The sequence below is a fragment of the Psychrobacter sp. NG25 genome (genome assembly GCF_015234355.1).
In the GTDB taxonomy this organism is placed as follows: domain Bacteria; phylum Pseudomonadota; class Gammaproteobacteria; order Pseudomonadales; family Moraxellaceae; genus Psychrobacter.
The window spans coordinates 52,949-73,112 of the sequence record NZ_JADGMV010000004.1 but is presented as its reverse complement, the minus strand read 5'-3'; the positions used below and the strand labels follow the sequence as shown (position 1 = coordinate 73,112).

20 protein-coding genes are annotated in these 20,164 nt (G+C 43.8%); 12 read left to right on the top strand and 8 right to left on the bottom strand.

All coding sequences use genetic code 11. The features are described 5' to 3' along the window. The first annotated feature begins 73 nt into the window (after nucleotides 1-73). The 4 genes from rsgA (at nucleotide 74) to secB (ending at nucleotide 2,944) form a co-directional block, all read left to right on the top strand. Entirely contained in the window at nucleotides 74-1,177 is a 1,104-nt protein-coding gene (gene rsgA, locus IPZ60_RS07380) for a ribosome small subunit-dependent GTPase A (RefSeq protein WP_110922609.1), read from the top strand. 142 nt (nucleotides 1,178-1,319) lie between these two features. Then, a complete protein-coding gene (locus tag IPZ60_RS07375; protein ID WP_110922608.1) occupies nucleotides 1,320-1,775 on the top strand; it encodes a rhodanese-like domain-containing protein in 456 nt (151 codons plus the stop codon). 269 nt (nucleotides 1,776-2,044) lie between these two features. Next, nucleotides 2,045-2,308, top strand: coding sequence for a glutaredoxin 3 (grxC, locus tag IPZ60_RS07370; RefSeq protein WP_110922607.1), 264 nt, complete (start codon nucleotides 2,045-2,047; stop codon nucleotides 2,306-2,308). A gap of 183 nt (nucleotides 2,309-2,491) precedes the next feature. Further along, nucleotides 2,492-2,944 (top strand): protein-export chaperone SecB, encoded by a 453-nt coding sequence (gene secB / locus IPZ60_RS07365; protein WP_194197189.1) that lies wholly within the window; start codon nucleotides 2,492-2,494, stop codon nucleotides 2,942-2,944. A gap of 196 nt (nucleotides 2,945-3,140) precedes the next feature. Here the strand turns inward: secB and adk are convergent, their stop codons facing one another. The 6 genes from adk to IPZ60_RS07335 form a co-directional block, all read right to left on the bottom strand. Then, the gene (gene adk, locus IPZ60_RS07360) at nucleotides 3,141-3,797 is read right to left on the bottom strand and encodes an adenylate kinase (protein WP_194197188.1); all 657 of its coding nucleotides are present in this window, start codon (nucleotides 3,795-3,797) and stop codon (nucleotides 3,141-3,143) included. A 217-nt stretch (nucleotides 3,798-4,014) separates the two neighbouring features. Beyond that, on the bottom strand, nucleotides 4,015-5,295 hold the full coding sequence (gene ccmI, locus IPZ60_RS07355) for a c-type cytochrome biogenesis protein CcmI (protein WP_194197187.1): 1,281 nt from the start codon (nucleotides 5,293-5,295) through the stop codon (nucleotides 4,015-4,017). Further along, complete coding sequence (locus IPZ60_RS07350) at nucleotides 5,292-5,855, bottom strand: cytochrome c-type biogenesis protein (protein WP_194197186.1); 564 nt, start codon at nucleotides 5,853-5,855, stop codon at nucleotides 5,292-5,294. Before IPZ60_RS07350 ends, ccmI begins: the two co-directional genes overlap by 4 nt. After that, a complete protein-coding gene (locus IPZ60_RS07345) occupies nucleotides 5,852-6,511 on the bottom strand; it encodes a DsbE family thiol:disulfide interchange protein (RefSeq protein ID WP_194197185.1) in 660 nt (219 codons plus the stop codon). Before IPZ60_RS07345 ends, IPZ60_RS07350 begins: the two co-directional genes overlap by 4 nt. Further along, a complete protein-coding gene (locus IPZ60_RS07340; protein ID WP_194197184.1) occupies nucleotides 6,511-8,541 on the bottom strand; it encodes a heme lyase CcmF/NrfE family subunit in 2,031 nt (676 codons plus the stop codon). The genes IPZ60_RS07345 and IPZ60_RS07340 overlap by 1 nt, the downstream gene beginning before the upstream one ends. Nucleotides 8,542-8,774: 233 nt before the next feature. Next, nucleotides 8,775-10,106: a hypothetical protein gene (locus IPZ60_RS07335; protein WP_194197183.1), complete on the bottom strand. Its 1,332-nt coding sequence runs from the start codon at nucleotides 10,104-10,106 to the stop codon at nucleotides 8,775-8,777. 480 nt (nucleotides 10,107-10,586) lie between these two features. Here IPZ60_RS07335 and mrdA point away from each other — a divergent pair, with 480 nt between their 5' ends. The 8 genes from mrdA to scpB all read left to right on the top strand — a co-directional run bounded on the left by mrdA (nucleotide 10,587) and on the right by scpB (nucleotide 18,663). After that, nucleotides 10,587-12,566, top strand: coding sequence for a penicillin-binding protein 2 (gene mrdA, locus IPZ60_RS07330; RefSeq protein WP_194197182.1), 1,980 nt, complete (start codon nucleotides 10,587-10,589; stop codon nucleotides 12,564-12,566). A 24-nt stretch (nucleotides 12,567-12,590) separates the two neighbouring features. Then, nucleotides 12,591-13,280 carry a 16S rRNA (guanine(966)-N(2))-methyltransferase RsmD gene (gene rsmD / locus IPZ60_RS07325; RefSeq protein ID WP_194197181.1) on the top strand — a complete coding sequence of 230 codons (690 nt, stop codon included), beginning with the start codon at nucleotides 12,591-12,593 and terminating at the stop codon, nucleotides 13,278-13,280. 253 nt (nucleotides 13,281-13,533) lie between these two features. Continuing rightward, complete coding sequence (gene rplM, locus IPZ60_RS07320) at nucleotides 13,534-13,962, top strand: 50S ribosomal protein L13 (protein ID WP_010199223.1); 429 nt, start codon at nucleotides 13,534-13,536, stop codon at nucleotides 13,960-13,962. A 10-nt stretch (nucleotides 13,963-13,972) separates the two neighbouring features. Continuing rightward, a complete protein-coding gene (gene rpsI, locus IPZ60_RS07315) occupies nucleotides 13,973-14,359 on the top strand; it encodes a 30S ribosomal protein S9 (protein ID WP_110922597.1) in 387 nt (128 codons plus the stop codon). Between the two features lie 323 nt (nucleotides 14,360-14,682). Next, nucleotides 14,683-15,774 (top strand): lipid A biosynthesis acyltransferase, encoded by a 1,092-nt coding sequence (locus tag IPZ60_RS07310; RefSeq protein WP_194197180.1) that lies wholly within the window; start codon nucleotides 14,683-14,685, stop codon nucleotides 15,772-15,774. A gap of 124 nt (nucleotides 15,775-15,898) precedes the next feature. Further along, entirely contained in the window at nucleotides 15,899-16,984 is a 1,086-nt protein-coding gene (locus IPZ60_RS07305) for a tryptophan--tRNA ligase (protein WP_194197179.1), read from the top strand. A 28-nt stretch (nucleotides 16,985-17,012) separates the two neighbouring features. Continuing rightward, complete coding sequence (locus IPZ60_RS07300; RefSeq protein ID WP_194197371.1) at nucleotides 17,013-17,852, top strand: ScpA family protein; 840 nt, start codon at nucleotides 17,013-17,015, stop codon at nucleotides 17,850-17,852. A gap of 163 nt (nucleotides 17,853-18,015) precedes the next feature. Then, the gene (gene scpB / locus IPZ60_RS07295; protein ID WP_227669276.1) at nucleotides 18,016-18,663 is read left to right on the top strand and encodes an SMC-Scp complex subunit ScpB; all 648 of its coding nucleotides are present in this window, start codon (nucleotides 18,016-18,018) and stop codon (nucleotides 18,661-18,663) included. A 144-nt stretch (nucleotides 18,664-18,807) separates the two neighbouring features. Here scpB and lolA read toward each other — a convergent pair whose 3' ends face one another. Together lolA and rpmA are read right to left on the bottom strand one after the other, a co-directional pair. After that, the gene (lolA, locus tag IPZ60_RS07290; protein ID WP_110922592.1) at nucleotides 18,808-19,491 is read right to left on the bottom strand and encodes an outer membrane lipoprotein chaperone LolA; all 684 of its coding nucleotides are present in this window, start codon (nucleotides 19,489-19,491) and stop codon (nucleotides 18,808-18,810) included. Between the two features lie 390 nt (nucleotides 19,492-19,881). Next, nucleotides 19,882-20,139 (bottom strand): 50S ribosomal protein L27, encoded by a 258-nt coding sequence (gene rpmA / locus IPZ60_RS07285; protein WP_021813611.1) that lies wholly within the window; start codon nucleotides 20,137-20,139, stop codon nucleotides 19,882-19,884. Between the last annotated feature and the right edge of the window lie 25 nt (nucleotides 20,140-20,164).

Below are 20,164 nucleotides of genomic sequence, written 5' to 3'. Positions count from 1 at the left end.
TAGGCGCTTTAGGCTGTATGTTAGCAAATTTTCACGCTACACTTAGCAATATTTTTTTAATAGGTTCAAACCCATGGCATTAATCCGGCAACGCAAACTGACCAAACAGCAGATTCGTCGCATCGATAAGCAGCAATTGTTAAGTCAAGACAGCATCGATGACAGTTTGATGGATGGCGTGGTCATGGCGCATTACGGTAAGCAACTAGAGGTACAAGTCACCAGTTTGCCTGCTGTGATACCTGAGCAGCCAGAGATTGGGCCTGATGATCCTGAGCCGTTTTGGCAAACGCTTGAGTTGGGTGATATTTGGCGTTGTCATGTGCGTACCAACCTGCCGATGCTAGCGGCTGGTGATCAAGTGCGCTGGAATGCCGACTCCAATACAGGGTTTGGCCGTATTGAGTCTGTCAAACCACGCACCTCGCTGGTCTCTCGACCTGACCGCTATCATAAGCTCAAACCTGTCGCTGCCAACGTCGATATTTTGGCCATTGTCTTTGCGCCACTGCCTGCTGCGGCACCCACACTGATTGATCGCTATCTAGTGGTTTGTCATCTTGCTGATGTGAAGCCATTATTAGTACTGAACAAAGCCGATTTACTGGCGCAAGAAAACGGCGTCGATACCAATGAGTTGTTGGCACAATATGCAGCACTTGGGTATGAGAGCGTCTTAACCTCAGTCGACTGCCCTGAAAACGTCGCTGATAGCGATGAGCAAGAAGGACTGGATGAGCTAAAACGATACATAGACAAAAAACTGGTTATTTTTGCAGGACAATCTGGTGTTGGTAAAAGCAGCTTAATTAATGCACTGCTGCCAGAATCAGGTCAAGTGGTAAACATCATCTCTGAAAACTCGAAGCTCGGTCAGCACACCACCACCACCAGCCGCTTATTGCCGTTTAATCCAGACGACTTGACTCAAGGTGGCATCGTCGATACGCCCGGTATCCGTGAGTATGGTATTTGGCATTTGAGTCCAGATGATATTATATCTGGCTTCGTTGAGCTAGCACCCCTGGCTGGTTACTGTCAGTTCCGCGATTGTCGTCACACTCACAACAGCAAAGGCTGCGCATTATGGCAAGCCGTGGCTGATGGTGAAGTATTGCAGCGCCGTGTCGAAAACCTTGTGACCCTTAGAGAAGAGGCCGATACTAAACCTTATTAATCGCGGCCTTACTAATCGTTCATCACTAGGTTGACCATCACACGTTTACTATGGATGGTCTAATCGGTATAATAGCGCCTTGTTCAATATCGTTGGGCTGGCTTCTCGGCTTAACAGAACACTTATTTTTTGGAGGTATGGTTTGGATCGTGCGCTGGATTTTGTGGGCAACCACCCGTTTTTATTTGGTATATTGGCCGTACTTGCCGTGCTATTTTTTGCTATTGAAAACAAACGTAGCGGCAGAAAAATATCGCCTAATACCCTTGGTATGATGGTTAACTCGCAAAATGCGCAGCTGATCGATATTCGTGCCAAAAAGAAGTTTGAATCAGGTTATATCCAAGGCAGCCGCAACATACCTTTCACTGATCTCAAAGACCGCATAGAAGAAATTCGTGCCATTGAGCAACCCGTCATTATTATCTGTGATATGGGTGTGCAAGCAGGCGCTGCGATTCAGATGATCGGTAAAGATGACGTCTACCGCTTAGAAGGTGGTGTTGGTGGTTGGCAAGGTGCTGGCATGCCGTTGGTTGGTGTAAAAGATGTCAAGCCAAAGAACAAAGGCAAAGCCAAGCCGAGTTTGCATAAATAGCAAATCTTATGACTATTTAGAAAAATGCTCAGCGAGCATGGATTGATATCTGATTGATACGCTAAAAAAGACACCTTATCGATGGGTGTCTTTTTTTTGTGACATTTATGCTACCCTCAGCGCTTTTATGCGCCAGCATCTTGAATTTGATATGCTCATCCCCACTTTAATAATGAGCATCACCAAATATATTTTTAATATCAATTTATGTGCTGGTAACGGATTACAATAAAACGTTTACCTTCTAAACCAATAAATAAGGATTCATCATGACCGTATCTGTGAAAGTCTACACGACCCCTATCTGCCCATACTGTTCAAACGCCAAACAACTGCTAAAAACAAAGGGCGTTGCTTATGAAGAGATTGGCATGCATGACATCAGTAGCGAAGAGCGCCAAGCATTAATGAAAAAAACCAATAACTATCGCACGGTGCCACAAATCTTCGTTGGTGATACCTTTGTCGGTGGTTTCGACGAGCTCAATCAGATGAACCAACAAGGCAAACTTGACGAGCTATTAGCGGGTTAATCTGCTGCCTGTTTTTGAACCCACCTCAGCTTATACAAAGATAGAGAGAAAGAGGTAGGTTCAAGACTAGCAATAAAAAGTATTGATAAAAATGTCGAGATTCAGTCTCGATTTATATTACAATGAACTTTGATTAAAATGACCATTTTCCCAATTATTTGATTCAATTTTAGAGGAGTTACCATGGCTGACGAACAAGCACAACCACAATTGGCACTAGAACGCATCTATGTAAAAGACATGTCACTTGAAGTGCCAGGCGCTGGTGTATTCACCAAAGAGTGGAACCCAGAGCTTGATATCAACCTATCTAGCAATGCTGAAAAGCTTGATGATGATCATTATCAAATCATTTTGACCGTGAGCGTTACGGCTAAAAATGCTGATGAAGCAGCCTTTATCGCTGAAGTTCATCAAGCGGGTATTTTCTTATTAAAAGACATTCCAGAAGACCAAATCGGTCAAATCTTGGGTGCCTACTGCCCTAACGTGCTATTCCCATACGCTCGTGAAGTCATCAGTGACATCGTGACACGTGGTAGTTTCCCACAATTGCTACTAGCACCTGTAAACTTTGATCAAGCTTACGCGCAAAGCCAGCAGCAAGCGCAAGTTGATGCTCAAGGTAATGCATAAGCTTTAGCTTGATTACGTATTGATATAGCAGTATTTAAAAGCCGTTTACTTATAATGAGTAAGCGGCTTTTTTATACCCTATTGGTCACTTATCTTTGTAGGAATACTTTTCTTTATAGTGAGGCATAAAAAAGACCCTACTAATGAATAATTAGCAGGGTCTTAGATAATGCTATCAACAATCTATAATAAGCGATTAGCCTTTTAGAGCTGATAAGATTTGTTGCTTCACATCATCGATACCTTGAGTACCATCGAACTTATCATACTTAGGCGCATCAGCACCTTCTTTGGCTTTATCTTGATAAAAACCAACAAGTGCAGATGTCTGCTCATGATAAGTCGCTAGACGATCACGAATCGTAGATTCTTTATCATCTTCACGCTGGATTAACGCTTCGCCAGTCACATCATCAAGGCCGTCTTGCTTAGGTGGATTGTGATGGACGTGATAAACGCGACCTGAGCCTGGATGCTGGCGGCGACCAGACAGACGGTTGACGATTTCATCATCAGGAACGCTGATTTCAACCACATGATTGATAGCAACGTCAGCATCTGCAAGCGCTTGGGCTTGTGGAATCGTACGTGGGAAACCATCAAAGATACAACCATTGACACAATCAGGCTTAGCGATACGTTCTTTCACTAGGTTAATGATAAGGTCATCAGAAACCAAGCCACCAGCATTCATGATATCTTTGGCTTTTTTACCAAGCTCGCTACCCTCTTTGATTGCTGCACGCAGCATATCGCCAGTTGAGATTTGCGGGATATCATATTCTTTCGAAATGAACTGGGCTTGGGTACCTTTACCGGCGCCTGGTGGACCTAGCAAAATAATACGCATCATTATACGATTCTCCTTAATAAATAGGATTTTGGGACTAATACAACGTTGGGATTGGTTGTTTGCAAGGCTACCTTACATTGTGGCCTTGCAAAGCTCAAGTATTTTAATTATTTGGGGCGATAAGTTGCGATGACTTACCTGTTCATATAATACTGTTGCATGCTGCTATATCGGACAACAGCGCTTATATCATAGGTGCTAGCAACAGATAAACAGACTAAGGGATTTGCTGATTAATGTCTACATTGACCTCAGTTTGTTCAGCGCCAATCACGACTGGATTGCCTGACAAGTCACCTGATTCAGCACTAGCAGTACCGCTATGACTGATGCGTGCGATGACTGCTAATTGCACCTTCTCGTCTCGAGCAGACTTCAAAGTACGTTCAGGCATCATAGCATCCAAATCACTTAGGCTAATATTGGCTTCACCTTGCTTAATGACACTAATCGGTAAACGCTTAGCTGCAAATGGCGGACCACCATTCACGTCACGTATTGCCACAAATAGCACGTCGTCAGCCTTGACCAATGGCAACAGACTTGCATTGATTTTCACAGTGACTTCAACCCCTTCAGACGCTTGCTGCTTCTGAGCACTCACACTGGCACTTAACTCATCCAAACTCGATAGCGCTTGAGTATGGTCGCCAGGCTTGGCAGAAATGCTCTCGCGTAGACGTCTAATCCAGCCTTGTGCTTGATCAAAGTTACTACTGCGTGCCTCACCCATTGCCATGAGCATTTGCGCGCCTTCATGCGCAGGATTTTTGGCCAATACGCCCTCTAGCACTCGGCGAGTATTAGAATCTAACTGACCTTTATTAGCAAAAAAGCTAATCTGTGCGTAAGTAGTCGCGATTTCTTCATTGTCTGGTGTTAAACGATAAGCGCGTGACAAAGCCTCTAGTGCCGAATCGGTCGCTTCTAATGATAAGAACAGCTCCGATAGGCGCATCCAGCGATTGGGATCATCGGCATGGCGATAGACATTGGTTTGCATAGCACTAATCAGCTGCTGACCATCTTCGATTGCCCAAGCAGGTGGCTGATCAATCTTACCAGTTAGTAAGTCATCAGCTACTTGGCTGACTTTGTCTTCGGCTGCCCACAGCTCAAACACAGGAGTACGATCGCCGACCATAACATACGCCATAGCCGACAACACAGGCACCCAAACGATAATAATCAGGCGACTCTTGATGCCAGGTGTGACCATCGGTGTGACTTCACGCTGAGCATCTAACAGCTGACGCTCAAGCTCAAGCTTTTGATTTTCATAGTGACTGTCGTCAATAGTGCCACTATCTTTATCGGTTTTTAGCTCTGCTAAACGCTCGCGGAACACCGCAACGTTGATATCTAATAGCTGATTGTCTACTTGTTTTTCTTGTGAACGAGGCGATCTTAACCACGGTATGATAGTAATCACAGCAAGTATTAAGGCTGTAAGTAAGCTTAGAGCAATAAATAAGCCCACAGTAGAGAATATGGTCATTTTTTGTCCTCGAGACTTGTGATGTCATGATCTTTCTTATCATCGCTCTCAGCGCGTGATAACAAGCGATCAAGTTCAGCTTTTTCGGCAGAAGATAGCGCTGTGGCAGTACTATTTACTGTCAACCCACTCTCCCCGCTCGCCACAAGCTGACGTCGTTTGCTTTGCCAGAACCAACCTGCAACCAAAATGATGAGCAATAATGGCGGAAAAAACCATAAAATCCACGTTGATGGACGTACAGGCGGCTTATAACTAATAAAGTCGCCATAACGCTCCTGCATATAAGCGCGAATCTCACCATCACTACGACCATCTTTTATCAGATCATACGTTTTTTGCTTTAAGTCTTGAGCAATTGGTGCATCAGAACCTGCTAAATTTTGATTTTGACATTTGGGGCAACGAAACTCTTCAATGAGACCACGATACTGAGCTTCTTGCTGCGGAGAATCAAAGTCATAGACCTCAATTGCAGCATAACTGCTAATACTTAAGAGACAAGCAATGATAAAGCCTGCTAACTGTAGCGTCGCCTTCTTTATTTGATAAGCGATCATTGACACGCCTCCTGAACCTGACTAAGCTCTGGACTGATATTTTTATCATTGGCTTCATTGAGTACCATCAAGCAAGGCGTGATACGACTTTGCCAGTTGCTTTCATTGATCTCACCGATAATATGCTGACGAATAATACCCTCACCATCGACGATGAAAGTCTCAGGCGCACCCGTCAAACCCAAGTCTAATGCAAACTGACCAGACAAATCCTGAATGGACATCGAGAACGGATCACCACCTCGGTTTAAGTACCCTAACGCATCGCCAATATCGTCTTTATAATTGACACCGATCAGGTTGACACCGCGCTCTTCTAATTGCATTAAAAACGGGTGCTCAATGATACAGGTTGGACACCAAGAGCCCCAAATGTTCATCAAAAACGGCTTATCAGGCAAATTCTCATTGGTCATGATGCGGCTAGTGTCTGATAACAGTGGCAGCTCAAACGTTGGTACTGGGCGCTCAAGTGCCGTATTGGTAACGATATCCGTTGGTTTACCCAAACGCATATATAACATGACGACAAAACCAAGGAATACAATTAACGGAATAACAAACCATAACTTAAGCTGTTTTTTGTTCATGGTTTTTGTGTTGCTTGCCTTGTCTTTTTTCGGACTTGGGTCAGAAGAATGATTTGATGTACTCATTACTTATCCCCCATCTTTATTGCTGGTGAATCCAAATCGGTCACTGTCGTAAAGCCTGATTTGCTTGCCGCAATTTGCGCAGGCGTCTTGGCTTTCTTAATGCGATAACGGTGATCCAGCATGCTCAACAGCGCACCAAATGCCATGATCAAAGCACCAAGCCATATCCAACGGATAAGCGGTTTAACGTAGATACGGAAGGCCCATTCGTTACTATCTTCTGCGATAGGTTCGCCAAGTGCTACGTACACATCACGCATTAGACTCGCATCAATAGCCGCTTCTGTCATTGGCATCATGCTGATGATGTAATTACGTTTGTCAGGGTACAGTGTCGTCACCGCCTGACCGTCTTTGGTTATCTCAACTTCAGCTTGTGTGGCATCAAAGTTACTGCCTTTTACTTCACTAAAGCCTTTTACTGTAAAGTCATAACCTTGGACATGAACACTGTCATTTGGTCCAAGCGCGACATCCCGCTCGATACTCAACGTGCTGGTAAATGCAATACCAATAACTGCCACAATCACACCAACGTGAGCAGTCTGTTGACCCCAATAGCTCAGACGTAATTGACGTAAGCCTTTAAGAAAACTCGGGGCATTTTTGGTTTTGTCTTTGAAATCCACCACCATCCAGAACAGTACCCAAAAACTGACTGCCAACGTAACACCAATGTTAAGCATCGCAGACGGGCTAGTGAAATATGCAATAACTGCTGCCAATACAACACTACTCGCCGCAATCACCATTCCGGCGCCCAATAGCGGACGGCTGTCTTTTTTCCAGCGTATATTGGAGCCCATACCCATCGCGACTAATATCAACCAAGTTAATGGGACAAATAGCGCATTAAAATACGGAGGGCCGACAGATACTTGTCCTAAATTGAAGGAATCAGCAATAATAGGATATAGCGTGCCGAGCAATACGACCAAAGTCGAAATCAAAAGGATGACGTTATTAATAACTAAGAACGACTCACGTGAAATTAACTGATACTGACTTTCGACCGTCAAGCGCCAGCCGCGTACAGCAAACATCAACAGGCCACCACCGATAATCACACCAAGAATCACCAAGATGACAAGACCACGAGTTGGATCAGCGGCAAACGAATGCACAGAGGTAATCACGCCTGAGCGTACCAGGAATGTGCCCAGTAAACTGAGTGCAAAGGCAAAAATCGCCAGCATAATAGTCCATGCCTTAAACACACCGCGCTTTTCAGTAACAGCAAGCGAATGTAGCAATGCCGTACCTGCCAGCCATGGCATCAGTGACGCATTCTCTACTGGATCCCAGAACCACCAACCACCCCAGCCAAGCTCATAATAAGCCCACCATGAGCCTAGTGCGATACCAACGGTTAAAAAGCCCCAAGCAGCTAGCGCCCATGGACGCGACCAACGTGTCCATACCGCATCTAAACGGCCTTCCCACAATGCCGCCATACAAAAAGCAAATGGCACGACTAAACCCACATAGCCCATATAAAGCATCGGTGGATGAATAATCAAGCCAAAATCTTGTAGCACAGGATTTAGATCCGCACCATCAACAGGTAAATTAGGCAATGTACGGTCAAATGGCGATGAGGTAAAGATAAGCATCGCTAGCATCATCATCTGCACGCCAGCTAATATCACCAAGACTCGCGCACGCATAGACAATGGTAGACCACGGCTGAAATAAGATACCAGCGCACACCAAGTGGCCATAATGGTCATCCAAAGCAGCAATGAACCCTCGTGTCCGCCCCACGTTGCTGATAACTTATAGTACCAAGGCAACAGAGTATTAGAATGTTGAGTGACATAGACGAGGCTAAAGTCATTGTAATAAAAGCCTGCCATTAGCGCGGCAAATGAGGTAATCATTGCAGCAAACTGTGCCCATGCCAAACTTGGCGCTAGACGCTGCCATGCAACGTGGTCGCGCATGATACCGATGGTCGGTAATACTACCTGCAAAATCGCCAACATAAAGGCGGCGAGCAAGGCAAAATAACCCAATTCTGTGATTAACATACGGTCTAACCTTGTTTACCTTGATACGGTCATAGTTTATTTGATGGATTAGAATGTTAAGACGTTATAAGCATCCAGTATTTGTGACTGCTATATTTATGATTGCGATGGTGAGCGTCACTAGACCTTGCATCTTGAGACGCTTACAGCATGGTACATTAGCGCCAACTTGTCACGTTTTTGTATCCACTCTGTATGCGATGTGTATAAAGCGCATAAAATTTAATATCTGGTTAAGTCGATGGAAAAAACACCAAGATAAGGTGCAGCCAACCAGCCAAAAATCCCGTCAGGCCACCCAATACAATCAGCGTCATCTCGTCTTCACGAAAAGCGGGACGTAATAAATTTTGAAACTCATTTGGCGTCAATGCACGGATACGGTCACGAAACAGTCCAAATATCTTGCTCGCTCGGCTCTCATTCAGCTCAGGATCGCGCAGCGGCACCATCGTTGCGACAATGGATTTATCTATAATCGTGTTTTTTAATTGGCCATACTCACGGCGACCCAATCCTACGCGCAACGTCGTACTAATCACCGGTGACTCTAGCACTTTATATAGATGTGACTTCATTAGCGCGCGCGTTTGCACAGCACGGTCACCATACATCATCTCATTCATGATGTTTTCAAGTGTCACCAAATCCTTTACCACAATCTCAGCAAAAACCTCAGAGACTTCCTCTTGACGTTTCATAAAACCACCTTGTAGACGGTATCGATCAATACGCGGTATCTGTGGTTTTATAAATGGGAAATGGCTCTGTACAGTAAAAAACTTAACATAGGGGATAAAATGTGGCTCGACCGGATTGAACACCATCCAAATGGCAATCCAATTGGTTAGAAAGCCCCAAATTGCTGCAAAAAACGGCACTGTCCAATGCTGCGGCACTACCAAAAATATGAACATTTGGATAAGACCGAAAATCAAACCGATCAAGGCACTGATATGCCAAATAAAATCGATCTCTTTTTGGCCTACCTTTAAAAACATATTAACCATCAACCGACGATCATTCTCCATCGTGTTGACGATCATCTTACGCATATCAACCAAATCTTCGACATTATGGGTCAAGTCTGTCACCAACGACTGCATAATATTGGGCAGCTCTTGGTGTGCTTGGGCATAGACACGACGCTTTAACGCATAAGGCAGATTGCCCCACAGCGCAGGCGAATGATCCAGCATAATTTCATCAATCAGTGCCTCAAGGTTTTTATCGACTGTATCAGTGATAAAGACGGCCATCTGCTCAGGTTCCATCGCCTGAAAGAACTCATCAAGTGAGCCCAGTTTTGACAGCGTCTGATCAACGATGACACCTGATATCTTGCCAGCTTTGCGTGGCACGATACCTTGCCAGCCAATACCCGGCAACCCAAAAAACGGAAATTTAGGAATACGAATACCCCAAAACTTAACCGGATAAAACAGCATTTTGAGCGCCATCCACACATGTATCCAAGTAACGAATGCAGTTACCGGCGGAATGGTTAGCATGGCAAAGAACTCTGGGTGCTCAGCTATCGTCTGCCACAATGAAGTTGTGTCCATGACTTATCTTGTCCCTGACAGGTTGATTGTCGTTGCTAATAACATACCGTTAGCACATTAGAACGCTGCACAAACACACGCTCTACCCATAATAATGACTATAAAATAAACCGCCTGATTTTAGCATACTTGCTATCCATTAGCACACGTAGACCCTAGCCAAGTTGTGACTAGACATGACACGTTTTATCGTTCACATCAGATGGAAAATGCAGAAATATAAGCTATCATTGATATGCCAATAATAAAGACAAAACCGGCAGCGAAGTACTGCGTCCTCGCGTTTGTTCTGTTATAATTTGTGATTAAGTGACAACGAATATCTATAGACAGATTGTATATGTCATCATTTCCAACCATATCGCTTATGTGTTTGAAATCCTTTGTATTATCCTTTTTGCTCACCGCACTTTGGTTAACGACCCCGCCTATCTTATTTCTCTTTAATTGACTTACTGACCGTTTGGGCTCTGACTTTATATGAATAAACCGATAACTCCCAACACTGATCAGGTCAATCGAATTTTTACCAGTCGTATTATTGTCTTTGGATTTTTAATATTCATTGGCTTAGGCGGCCTGATAATGCGTTATGGCTACCTACAAGTCTATGCCCATGACAAGTACACAACACAAGCCGATAACAATCGAATCAAGCTGATATCTGCACCGCCTAGCCGCGGCTATATTTATGATCGTAACGGGGTCATACTCGCGGACAATCAACCCGTATTTACCGCGATGTTAAGCCCTAACGAAGTCGAAAAACCAGAGCGTACATTACAGCTACTCGCGCCTATTTTTGATCTGACAGAAAAAGACATCACTGATATTTTGGCGCGCCTGAGCAAAAGCAAGAATGACCCTGTCACGATCAAAATCGACGTGACTGATGCACAACTGGCACAATTTAGTGAACGTAAGCCCTTTTTCCGTGGTGTCAGCATTCAGAGTAAGCTAACGCGCTCTTACCCTTATGACAAGCTATTTGCACACGTCATTGGCTATGTCGGTCGTATCAATGACAAAGAAAGTAAACGCATTGATAAAGAGCGCTACGCTGGTACCGATCTCATCGGCAAGATTGGTATCGAAGATTACTATGAAGATATTTTACTCGGACAGCCGGGCTATCAATCAGTCGAAACGGATGCCCTTGGCAATATTGTCCGTCAATTAGATACCAAGCCTCCTGTAGCAGGTAACGATATTACGTTGAGCTTGGACTATGGCTTACAAACGATCGCCCAACAGCAACTAGATGGTCGTCGCGGTGCCATTGTCGCAATCGATCCAAAGAATGGTGATGTATTGGCTTTCGTCAGTAACCCAAGCTATGACCCCAATCCTTTTATCTCGGGTATCTCCTTTAGAGACTACGGTGATTTGCGCGATGATCTTGATCAGCCGTTATACAATCGTGCCTTGCAAGGTATGTATCCACCCGGCTCTACCATCAAACCTTTTGAAGGCTTGGGCGGTATTCATTATGGTCTGCGCAACTGGAACACGACTATTTATGACCCCGGTTATTTTAGCTTACCAGGTGACTCACATCGTTTTCGTGATTGGAAACGAGGCGGACATGGCACGGTAGACCTCAAAAAATCAATCATGCAGTCAGTAGATACGTATTACTACAAGTTGGCCTACGAGATGGGAATACAACGTCTACATGATTGGATGATACGCTTTGGTTTCGGTGAGCAAACAGGGATTGATTTGCCTAATGAAAAGTCAGGTGTCATGCCATCGCCAAAATGGAAAAAAGACACTTATGATAGACGTTGGTTACCAGGTGAAACCATCTCCGTCAGTATCGGTCAAGGGTATTTTCTAGCCACGCCGCTGCAAGTGGCCAATGCCACAGCCATGACGGCGAATAAGGGCTATCATATTACGCCGCACTTATTAAAAAATAGCGATGGTGCAGCAGAGGTCAAAGTTATCACCAAACCTGATGGCAAAATTGAATACAACGGCCAGCCTTCTGATTGGTTACGTATGCACGATGCTATGGAAAACACTGTCAAAAGTGGTACTGCACACGGTATTTATACCCCTCGTTATCGTATCGCCGGCAAAACAGGTACAGCTCAGGTAAAATCGATTGCACAAGGTAAGCGTTATGACAAATCCGCAATAGATAAGCGTCATTGGGATCATGCTTGGTTCAATGGCTTTGCGCCAGTAGAAGACCCTCAGATTGCCCTTGCTGTATTGGTCGAAAACGGTGGTGGTGGTAGTACCGTCGCCGCACCTATCGGTCGTGCCCTATTTGATTACTGGGTCTTACAACGCAAAACCAACCCTATACTGCCGCCAACAGCTGATGAGTTGAAAGCCATCAAACGTCAAAAGGCATTTGATAAAGCGCTGCGGGATGCGCTGCGTGATAAAGAAGAGCAGGCTCTAAAAGAGCAAACTGAAACTGTAACAGAAGCAGCAACGCCTGAATAAAAAGACGGTCAGCGAGAAAACATCATGAAAAAGTCTATAAGCAGCCGAGATACTAAAAAGAGCCATAAAGCAAAAAAGGCATCTGCTGGTGGCGATGTACGTATCATTGGTGGCCAGTTTAAACGCCGTACTGTAAGCTTTATCGACGCAGAAGGTTTACGTCCAACGCCTGATCGCCTACGCGAGACATTGTTTAATTGGCTACTGGCTGATATTCATGGGGCTTATGTGCTAGATAGCTGCGCTGGTAGTGGCGTGTTAGGCTTTGAAGCGCTGTCTCGCGGCGCTACACATTGTACTTTTATTGAAATAAATAATGCGCAAAGCGATATGCTACGCCAAAGTGCTTTACAACTGCGGATTGATGCTGACAGCCATCAAATCATCACTGGCACAGCAGAGAAAGTCTTGAGCCAGCAGCCAGTCGTCCCGCAGACTTTTGATATCGTATTCATTGACCCGCCTTATGCTCAAGATCTGTGGCAACCGATTTTGACGGTGTTGATTACTCAATCGTTAATTAATACTGACACGCTGATTTATTTGGAAGCTGACAAAGATTTAGAGAGCCAACTGCAGCAATTGGCAAATACTTTGAATGACAATTTAACCGCTCAAGCGCAGACAACTCTAGAGGTCGTGGCGTTTGAATGCTTGAAACAAACCAAAGTTGGACAAGTTGTCGCTGGACTTTATCGGCTATCATCGTCATAATTGCACGGTGATTACCAAACATAACATTTACGGTTATGTAATTTGTCTTGTTTGAGAAATCATTTAATACCCACTAAAAATGTCTAAAACCGCTTAAAACTGGCCAAACGCTGCAGTTAAATGTATATAAGGCAAAAATAAACCCTAATGCAGCTTGCAAGCGTAGGCTCTACTGCTTATAATGTGCAGTCTGTTTTTTGAGAGCCCCGTTCCCAGCTAAACTCTCAACGAATTCTAATTTTAAGGTTTTATCATGAAAACACTTAGTGCAAAACCAGCTGAAGTGACCCATGACTGGTATGTCGTAGATGCTGACGGCAAAACCCTTGGTCGCTTAGCCACTCAAATTGCTACTCGCTTACGTGGCAAGCATAAGCCTTCTTTTACACCGCACGTTGATACTGGTGACTTTATTGTTGTCATCAATGCTGACAAAATCACGGTAACGGGTAAAAAAGCACAAGATAAAAAATACTATCGTCACAGTGGCTACCCAGGTGGTATCAAAGAAACTAACTTCAGTAAATTGCTTGCACATAAGCCTGAAGATGTTCTACACAAAGCAGTTAAGGGTATGCTTCCAAAAGGCCCTCTTGGCTATGCGATGATCAAGAAGCTGAAACTATATGCGGGTACTGAACATCCACATGAAGCACAGCAACCTAAAGCACTAGACATCTAAGGATACACTTATGGAACGCAATTACGGAACTGGTCGTCGTAAGACTTCTACTGCTCGTGTCTTTTTATCAAAAGGTACTGGTAGCATTGTCGTTAACGGCAAGCCACTTGACGAATACTTCAGCCGTGAAACTTCACGCATGGTAGTACGTCAACCATTAGAACTACTAGACTCTGCTAACGCATATGACTTATATGTAACTGTTGCAGGCGGTGGTATTAGTGGTCAAGCTGGCGCAATCCGCCACGGCATCACTCGTGCGCTAATCGAAGCTGACGAAGCTTTGAAACCTGCTCTAAAAGCAGCTGGCTTTGTTACTCGTGACTCACGTCAAGTTGAACGTAAGAAATTGGGTCTACGTAAAGCACGTAAACGTCCACAATTCTCGAAACGTTAATCAAAGCTATCTCTTATCTTTTTGCGACTGTTGTCTTTATCTCAGAGCAATAGTATTCGCATTAAATGAAAGAGTAGATTTGCAAAACCTTACAAGCTGTTCGCAGCTTGTAAGGTTTTTTTATGGCTATTTATTAGATAGAATCTTTATCTTATATATTTTATAGATATGCCAATTCATAGTATTTTTATAGAGTTACTTTGCCAAAGACCAACTTGTAAACCCGCTACCACTACCCCATTATCATAATAACTTTTCATCAATAGCGACAATGCTATAAGATGCTATAACCCGATGCCATAAAAGTGCTGCAAAAGGATATTATGAAAGCGCCAGAACAATACGACCCCAGTAAGCAACCTTCAAAAGACAGCATGCCCTCACCAAGCATACAGCCGTCGGCTAAGTCACCAGCACTCCCTGCTGGTACGCCAACGATTACGCAAACCCATAAGCGTACAGCGCAAGCGGATAAGAAACCCTTTCAATGGCAGTTTTTATCGCCTAAATACTGGGGTATATGGTTATTGCTCGCTTTGGTGTTGCCACTGATTTACTTACCATTGCGCTATCAGTTTTGGCTGGGTCGTAAACTGGGTACTTTACTTTATAAAGTAGCAGGCTCACGCCGACGTGATACGTTGATCAACCTTAAGCTGGCCTTTCCAGAAAAGCCGGAAGTTGAACGTGAATTGATGGCCAAGCAAGTCTTTGTCAATCAGGGTATCGGAGTGTTCGAAACCTTGTGCGCTTGGTTTCGCCCCAATGTCTTTACTCGCACGGTTTCTATCTCAGGCTTACAGCATCTAGTTAACGCACAAAATGAAGGGCGCCCTGTTATTTTACTCGGTGCACATTATACGATGCTTGATCTAGGTGGTATGTTATGTACGCAGTTCTTTCCAATGGATGGTATGTATCGACCTCAGAACAATGCCCTATTAGATTGGTTTGTTTATAATGGGCGCAGTACCATTCTTGGTAAGCAAATAGCGAGCAGAGACATGCGTAGTTTTGTCAGCTCTATCAAGGCAAAACATGTTATTTGGTACTCGCCTGATCAAGACTATGGTCTTAAACAAGGCGTTATGGCACCATTTTTCGGTGTGCCAGCAGCTACCATTACTGCATCAAGACGTATGGCTAAATTGGGCGACAAGACACATCCACCCGCACTAATGGCGCTACACACTTATCGTCAAACGCCGGACAATTTACCAAGGGGTAAACGTCCGCATTATCACCTAACGATTACGCCTGAGTTAAGTAACTATCCGAGTAATGATGAAGTTGCTGACGCTACTCAGGTTAATGAAGTCTTAGAAGGACTCATTCGTATCGATCCCACCCAGTGGATGTGGTTTCATCGGCGCTTCAAACACGGTCCGACAGGTCGCACAGATATCTATAAGTAGCCGTTATTCCAAAGAAAAATGGTCGAAAAGTTTGTTATACTTTGTGGCCAATATTTTCACTATGATCGACTCATAGATAACAACGCATTTATAATAATTTGATAAACAAAATAACGGATTTCCTATGACTAGTAATAGTACATCTAACAATCAAACCTCTACTGAGGCAGCAGCTGTAAAGCGTGTTTTGACTGGTATTAAACCAACTGGCACCCTACATTTGGGTAATTATGTTGGTGCGATTCGTCCAGCCATCCAAGCTATTCAAAACAGTGACGATGAAGCATTTTTCTTTTTGGCAGATTATCACGGCATTATTGGCTGTTACGATCCCGCTATCATTCATGAGTCAACCAAAGCGATTGCCGCGACCTGGATTGCCTGTGGTCTAGACCCAGAGCGTGTGACCTTCTATCGTCAGTCAGACGTGCCTGAAATTCCAGAGCTAGCATGGGTATTGAATTGCTCATGTGCCAAAGGTTTGATGAATCGTGCTCACGCTTATAAAGCAGCGGTCGATATCAATATGGACAAAGAAGATGTCGATCCTGATCAAGGTATCAACATGGGACTATTTGGCTATCCTGTACTCATGGCAGCTGATATATTGATGTTCAATGCTACTCATGTCCCTGTTGGCCGCGACCAAATACAGCATATCGAAATGGCGCGTGATATTGCTGGTACTTTCAACCATCGTTACAAAACCCTCTTTACGCTACCATCAGCGGTCGTCGATGACAATATCCCATTATTGACTGGACTTGATGGCCGTAAAATGAGCAAGAGCTATGGCAATACCATTCCTCTGTTCGGTGATTCTAATCCGCAAGTCAGCGCCGAAAAACAGATGCATAAAGCCATCATGAAAATCGTCACCAATTCACAGCTGCCTGAAGAGCCAAAAGATCCTGACGACTCTGCTATTTTTGAGATATATAAAGCCTTTGCGACGCCTGAAGAAATTGCTGACATGCGTGAGAAGTTTGCAGCTGGTATTGGTTGGGGCGATGCAAAAAAATCCTTGTTTGAAAAAATAAACGATGAAATCGCACCATTCCGTGAGCGTTATCAAGAACTGATGGCCAATCCGAAAGAGCTTGAAGAAATCTTGCAAATGGGCGCAGAAAAAGCACGTCGTCATAGCCGTAAGCAACTAGACAAGACTCGCCGTGCCATTGGTATTCGTCCACTTGCCAAGCTTAAGTAATCCATTGAAGACAGACCATGTACCAGAAATGATACCGGTATCCTCTGCCAACGCTCATGATATGTCGTTGCGTATTTATCAGACGCCAGTACAACATTTGCCAGAAGATTTATATGTGCCCCCGCAAGCTTTCGCCATTTGGCTAGAGCAGTTTGCTGGACCATTGGATTTTCTGTTGTATTTGGTCAAAAAGAACAATGTTGACCTGACTAAAATGCCAATATTGCCCATCACTGAGCAGTATTTGGCATACATTGGTGAGTTAGATACTGAGTATTTTGAATTGGCAGGCGACTACCTACTAATGGCATCAACGTTGATCGCCATCAAAACAGAGCTATTACTGCCTAAACCAGAAGCACCTACCGATGAGCGCGACCCAAAGGCAGAATTGATTGAACGTCTTGAAGCCTACGCTCAGATTAAGGTAGCCAGTCAGCGCTTGGACAATTTGGTTCGTCTTGAGCGCGATGTTTTTCTGGCCATGGTGAGTATGCCCAGTCAAGAAATCATGAATACCGAACTGCCAAACTACTCACCAAATTTATTGATTGATAGTTTGTTTAAGATGCAACTACAGCCCGACTATCAGATGCATAACATTAAAGTTGATGCTGTACCGCTTGCTGATCGTATCGCGAGTATCAGTCGACAGCTTAGTACCGACGGTGCACGCTCTTTTTATGAGTTACTGAATAAAGCACAAGGTAAGATAGGTGTGGTCGTCAGTTTCGTCGCAGTATTAGAGCTAATAAAACGGCAGTTGGTCGGTGTGGTGCATGCTAATCTGGCAAGCAGCCCTACTACTAATAGTGATCCTAGAAACGACTCGCACATTGGGCCATTGACCTTGCAGTGGTTGGCTTAGCAATATAGTCAATCCTCTATCAACTGGATACGGTGTTAGTCTCGCTTAGTCTACTGCTTATCGTACTTTCACTCGCTTTCCTTGTATCTAAATGCTATTGAACCAACTATATTTAACCTACCCTATATTTAAAATACAATACTTATAAAAGAGCGTACTCTCGATGGTAGATATTGAAGACACAGTACCAAACTACATAATACCAAATGACATGGTACAAAACGATAAGACACAACAAGCGATATCAGTAACTGAACGCTCATCACTACCTGATGATCAGCTGCAAAGATTTAAAAGTATTAGCAAAGATATCGAAGTGCTATTACATGCTTCAGAAACGCCTCTAACTGCCACTGTATTAAAGAAGCATCTGGCTTTGTCTACCAAAGAGCTAAAACAAGCGCTCGCATTATTACAAACACGATTGGATACAGGCGTGCTCAGCTTATACGAGACTGCCAGTGGCTATCGATTACAAATAGCAGATAACTACAGCGCCCTCATTCAGACCGTTTTTCCACAACGTCAGGAGCGCCTCAGCCAAGCGTTACTGGAGACATTAAGTGTCATTGCTTACAAACAACCCGTCACCCGTAGTGACATCGAGTATGTACGCGGTGTGACGCTATCGAGTAACATACTTAGGCAGCTCTTTGATAAGGGTTGGGTCAAAGAAGACGGCTATAAAGATACTTTAGGTCGTCCTGCATTGCTACATACCACACCGCAATTTTTAGATGCCTTTGGATTGAGTGATTTAGATGAATTACCACCGATGCCAGATATGGATGCTATCAAAGCAATGTCTTAGACCCTCAAACCTTTAAAGATATTCAAAGTACAATATCGGTATAACATATAACCTTATAGCCATACTCGCTGCCACAAAAAAGGACAAACCACTTAAGGTTTGTCCTTTTTATTGAATCACTAACTATAGCGTCGTGATTAATTTTTACTGATTGATAACATCAACACCTGCTGGTGGTGTGAATTTGAACTGACTGCTACTGATGCTCGGATTCAATTTGATATTACTGAACTTAATCGATGTGGTCTGGCCAAGGCTGTCATTTAGTACCATCATCACTGGCTTACCACCGCTAAAGCTCATTGATAAGCTCTTGAAGCTAGCACTGTCTGATTTTGGATAGAGTACATAGTAGTTTTTATTAGAATATGGCTGAGTGATTTTGAAGTTCTGATCAATTTTGCTCGGATCACCTGATAGCAATAGTGCTGGGGTGTTACCCACTTGGCTATCGACGTTTTGCTTGGTCGCTTGCTCCAAATCTTTGTCATAAACCCACATTGAGCTGCCATTAGCAACAATTATCTGCTGTGATGGTGACTTCGTTTCCCAGCGGAAATTGTTCGGACGTTGAACACTCATAGAGCCACTAAACGTACCACTGTTTGCCCCTTTAGTCGTTTGGGTAAAGTTGGCTGTCATGCTCTTAGTGTTGGTCAAAAGCGTATTCAAACGCTTAGCAGCGGTCAAGTTATCTGCAGGTGCTGCCGTTGCCGATTGAGTCATCGCAATCATAGGAGCTGCTACGCCAAGTGATGTCATTAATACACCCGCTAGAGCACCGTTCATCATTTTTTGTTTGATTGATTTGTTCATTGATAAAGTCATTATAAATCCTCTCTAAAAAAGCATAGTAGCTTTTGAAAAATAGTCGCTTAAAAGTAAAACATCTCATTAAATTTTTTGTTTTCTGTAAGTGCTTATCTGACCAATATAAAACTGGTGCCCATAAACAATGACAACAGTGTGCCAGTTTTTTTATTGCGCGCCTAGTCATGATTTGCAATCATTACTACGCCTGCCATACACGCTTGTAAACGCATTCGTTATAAGCTATTAAGTAGTATGAGCCGTTTTTCTTATTATTTTTCACTACTTCTGGCAAGCTTCAATAAGAATGAATACACGTAAAAAAAGCCCCTATTACCATAAGGCAATAGGAGCTTTTTTAATTATCCGATCATTTTATTCAAAGAATAAAACGACTTAAATAGATAATTATGCGTTTTCAACCGTCACATAACGACGGTTAAATTTACCTTTGGTCGCAAACTTTACAACACCGTCATTCAGTGCAAATAAAGTATGGTCACGACCCATGCCAACGCCTTCGCCTGCGTGGAATTCTGTACCACGTTGACGAACGATGATGTTACCAGCTGTGATAGCTTGGCCACCAAAGATTTTTACGCCTAGCATTTTTGGGTTTGAATCACGACCGTTACGGCTCGAACCGGCAGCTTTTTTATGTGCCATGAGAAAATCTCCTTGTTAATTTGAC

What these genes read in the sequence shown, in the direction of transcription:
- rsgA (WP_110922609.1), top strand. Translation starts at nt 74, where the DNA reads ATGGCATTAATCCGGCAACGCAAACTGACCAAACAGCAGATTCGTCGC.
- grxC (WP_110922607.1), top strand. Translation starts at nt 2,045, where the DNA reads ATGACCGTATCTGTGAAAGTCTACACGACCCCTATCTGCCCATACTGT.
- secB (WP_194197189.1), top strand. Translation starts at nt 2,492, where the DNA reads ATGGCTGACGAACAAGCACAACCACAATTGGCACTAGAACGCATCTAT.
- adk (WP_194197188.1), bottom strand. Translation starts at nt 3,797, where the DNA reads ATGATGCGTATTATTTTGCTAGGTCCACCAGGCGCCGGTAAAGGTACC.
- ccmI (WP_194197187.1), bottom strand. Translation starts at nt 5,295, where the DNA reads ATGACCATATTCTCTACTGTGGGCTTATTTATTGCTCTAAGCTTACTT.
- IPZ60_RS07350 (WP_194197186.1), bottom strand. Translation starts at nt 5,855, where the DNA reads ATGATCGCTTATCAAATAAAGAAGGCGACGCTACAGTTAGCAGGCTTT.
- IPZ60_RS07345 (WP_194197185.1), bottom strand. Translation starts at nt 6,511, where the DNA reads ATGAGTACATCAAATCATTCTTCTGACCCAAGTCCGAAAAAAGACAAG.
- IPZ60_RS07340 (WP_194197184.1), bottom strand. Translation starts at nt 8,541, where the DNA reads ATGTTAATCACAGAATTGGGTTATTTTGCCTTGCTCGCCGCCTTTATG.
- IPZ60_RS07335 (WP_194197183.1), bottom strand. Translation starts at nt 10,106, where the DNA reads ATGGACACAACTTCATTGTGGCAGACGATAGCTGAGCACCCAGAGTTC.
- mrdA (WP_194197182.1), top strand. Translation starts at nt 10,587, where the DNA reads ATGAATAAACCGATAACTCCCAACACTGATCAGGTCAATCGAATTTTT.
- rsmD (WP_194197181.1), top strand. Translation starts at nt 12,591, where the DNA reads ATGAAAAAGTCTATAAGCAGCCGAGATACTAAAAAGAGCCATAAAGCA.
- rplM (WP_010199223.1), top strand. Translation starts at nt 13,534, where the DNA reads ATGAAAACACTTAGTGCAAAACCAGCTGAAGTGACCCATGACTGGTAT.
- rpsI (WP_110922597.1), top strand. Translation starts at nt 13,973, where the DNA reads ATGGAACGCAATTACGGAACTGGTCGTCGTAAGACTTCTACTGCTCGT.
- IPZ60_RS07310 (WP_194197180.1), top strand. Translation starts at nt 14,683, where the DNA reads ATGAAAGCGCCAGAACAATACGACCCCAGTAAGCAACCTTCAAAAGAC.
- IPZ60_RS07305 (WP_194197179.1), top strand. Translation starts at nt 15,899, where the DNA reads ATGACTAGTAATAGTACATCTAACAATCAAACCTCTACTGAGGCAGCA.
- IPZ60_RS07300 (WP_194197371.1), top strand. Translation starts at nt 17,013, where the DNA reads ATGATACCGGTATCCTCTGCCAACGCTCATGATATGTCGTTGCGTATT.
- scpB (WP_227669276.1), top strand. Translation starts at nt 18,016, where the DNA reads ATGGTAGATATTGAAGACACAGTACCAAACTACATAATACCAAATGAC.
- lolA (WP_110922592.1), bottom strand. Translation starts at nt 19,491, where the DNA reads ATGACTTTATCAATGAACAAATCAATCAAACAAAAAATGATGAACGGT.
- rpmA (WP_021813611.1), bottom strand. Translation starts at nt 20,139, where the DNA reads ATGGCACATAAAAAAGCTGCCGGTTCGAGCCGTAACGGTCGTGATTCA.